The 2,274-nt window shown below is 70.8% G+C and carries 3 protein-coding genes and 1 pseudogene; 2 read left to right on the forward strand and 2 right to left on the reverse strand.

From position 1 onward, the window contains the following. On the reverse strand, window positions 1-337 hold a 337-nt coding region (locus VB737_RS06530), incomplete at its 3' end, for an AIR synthase related protein (protein WP_500312124.1). Next, window positions 330-1,433 carry a peptidylprolyl isomerase gene (locus VB737_RS06535; protein WP_500312126.1) on the reverse strand — a complete coding sequence of 368 codons (1,104 nt, stop codon included), beginning with the start codon at window positions 1,431-1,433 and terminating at the stop codon, window positions 330-332. The genes VB737_RS06535 and VB737_RS06530, both read right to left, overlap by 8 nt. 111 nt (window positions 1,434-1,544) lie before the next feature. On the opposite strand from VB737_RS06535, the gene efp reads away from it, so the two are divergent. Continuing rightward, on the forward strand, window positions 1,545-2,105 hold the full coding sequence (gene efp / locus VB737_RS06540) for an elongation factor P (protein WP_094587042.1): 561 nt from the start codon (window positions 1,545-1,547) through the stop codon (window positions 2,103-2,105). A 5-nt stretch (window positions 2,106-2,110) separates the two neighbouring features. Further along, window positions 2,111-2,274, forward strand: a pseudogene (locus VB737_RS06545) (acetyl-CoA carboxylase biotin carboxyl carrier protein); the annotation flags it as partial.

Here is a 2,274-nt window from a genome sequence, read left to right on the forward strand (position 1 = left end):
CCTCCACCCAGGGCCAGGGGGTGTGGCCCGGGGCCACCAGGGCCACGGTGATGCCCACGGCGCCGCGGCAGCCCATGGCCGCCAGATCGGAGAGGTTGGCCGCCGCCGCCCGCCAGCCCACGTCGGCGGCGCCCATCGTCGCGTCGCTGAAGTGGACGTCCTCCACCAGCACGTCGGTGTTCAGCACCAGGGGCGGATCGCCCGCCGGCTGCCCCCCCAGCAGGGCCGCGCCGAGAAGGGCGGCGTCATCCTCGAACTGCGCCGGGGGGGCGAACGCACCGAGGCGCCGGATCAGCTCCATTTCCCCCAGCTGGGCCAGGGTGGGCCCCTCAGGCATGGGGGCGCAGGTTGTCGGCTCCCTCGACCACCGTCGCCCTGACGATGCCGTCGTCGGCGGTGAGTTCCTCGAGCACGTCGAAGCCTTCCACCACGTAGCCGAAGGCGGCGTAGCGCCCGTCGATGAGGTTGAGGCCCGCCGGGGTGAGCTCGGGTTCGAACAGGAACAGGAAGAACTGGGAGGAGCCGTCCCCCAGGGCTTCGTCGGAGTGGGCCCATCCCAGGGTGCCCTTGCTGGCGAAGGGCAGCACCGGCTCGGCCTTGAACATCCCCAGATCCTCGAAGGTCTGGTTGTAGAAGGGGGCCTCCTGGCCGGGCACCATGATCTCCAGGGGCACCTGGCGCTCCCGCTTGGTGGCCGGATCCACGTAGCCGGTCTGGGGGCCGGCGGGATCGCCGGTCTGCAGCACGTAGAAATCCTCGGCGCGGTTGAAGGGCAGGCCGTCATAGAAGCCCCGCTGCACCAGGTCCACGAAGGCGCCGGCGGTCAGGGGGGCGTTGTAGCCGTCCACGACGGCGGTCAGGTCACCCTTGGTGGTGGTCAGCCGCACGGTGGCGCGCCCCAGCAGCCGGGGCAGGGCGTCGAACTCGGCGGGAATCGTGAACGGGAACGGCCCCACCAGCAGGGCTTCGGCGCGGCCGATGTCGGCCAGGGCCTCCCGGCGGGCCGCCAGGAACCCGTCCCGGTCCTGGGCCTCGCCGGCGGCCGCCAGCTCCTGCAGATGCACGTCCGTGTCGGCCAGCAGGGCTTCGGCGGTGGGCCGGTCGGCGGGGTCGAAGCTGGCCAGGATCCGCTCGCGGCTGCCGCCGAGCTGGGACTCGGCCCGGCGCACGGAGCCGGTCAGGCTGCTCCAGCGCTTGGCCCGCAGGTCGTCGCTGGTGTCCTCGAGGCGGTGCTGCAGCGCCTGCAGGTCGCGCTGCTCGATCGGCAGGGCGTTGCGCAGCAGGGCGGTGGGATCACTGACGGCGTTGCCCTGGGGCAGGTAGGCCCAGGCGGCGGGGGCCGCCAGCAGCAGCGTGAGCATGAGGGTCAGGGCGGCCCCCAGCCGGGCGGCCAGCGTGGTGGTGAACCCGATGCGCCTGCGTCGCCGGTCCATGCTTCCCCTGTGACTGCCTGGACTTTGGCACAACCGGCCCGGGCCGCCGCCGCCGCCCTCCGCGGGTGGGCCTGTAGCCAGACGTACAATCCCCCGATCCGATCCGCCGGAATGATCTCCAGCAACGACTTTCGTACCGGCACCACGATTGAGCTGGATGGCCAGGTCTGGCGCGTCGTCGAATTCCTTCACGTCAAGCCCGGCAAGGGCTCGGCCTTCGTCCGCACCAAGCTCAAGGGCGTCCAGAGCGGCAACGTGGTCGAGAAGACCTTCCGCGCCGGGGAGACCATGCCCCAGGCCCAGCTGGAGAAGTCGACCCTCCAGCACACCTACATGGAAGGCGATGACTACGTCTTCATGGACATGGCCTCCTATGAGGAGACCCGCCTGACCGCCAAGCAGATCGGCGACGGCCGCAAGTACCTCAAGGAGGGCATGGAGGTGAGCGTCGTCTCCTGGAACGGCAAGCCCCTCGAGGTGGAGCTGCCCAATTCGGTGGTGCTCGAGGTCACCCAGACCGACCCCGGCGTCAAGGGCGACACCGCCACCGGCGGCACCAAGCCGGCCATCGTCGAGACCGGCGCCCAGGTGATGGTGCCCCTGTTCATCACGATCGGCGAGAAGATCAAGGTCGACACCCGCACCGACAGCTATCTGGGCCGGGAGTCCTGATCCCCATGCAGCTCGATCACGACCAACTGCGCCAGCTGCTGGCCCTGCTCGGGGACAGCGACATCCAGGAACTCAAGCTCGAGGGTGACGACTTCCGCCTGGAGGTGCGCCGCAACCTGCCCGCCCCCGCGCCGGCGACGGTCACCATGGTCCAGGCTCCGGCCGGGGC

The sequence above is a fragment of the Synechococcus sp. BA-120 BA3 genome (assembly GCF_034931285.1).
In the GTDB taxonomy this organism is placed as follows: domain Bacteria; phylum Cyanobacteriota; class Cyanobacteriia; order PCC-6307; family Cyanobiaceae; genus Cyanobium.

What these genes read in the sequence shown, in the direction of transcription:
- VB737_RS06535 (WP_500312126.1), bottom strand. Translation starts at nt 1,433, where the DNA reads ATGGACCGGCGACGCAGGCGCATCGGGTTCACCACCACGCTGGCCGCC.
- efp (WP_094587042.1), top strand. Translation starts at nt 1,545, where the DNA reads ATGATCTCCAGCAACGACTTTCGTACCGGCACCACGATTGAGCTGGAT.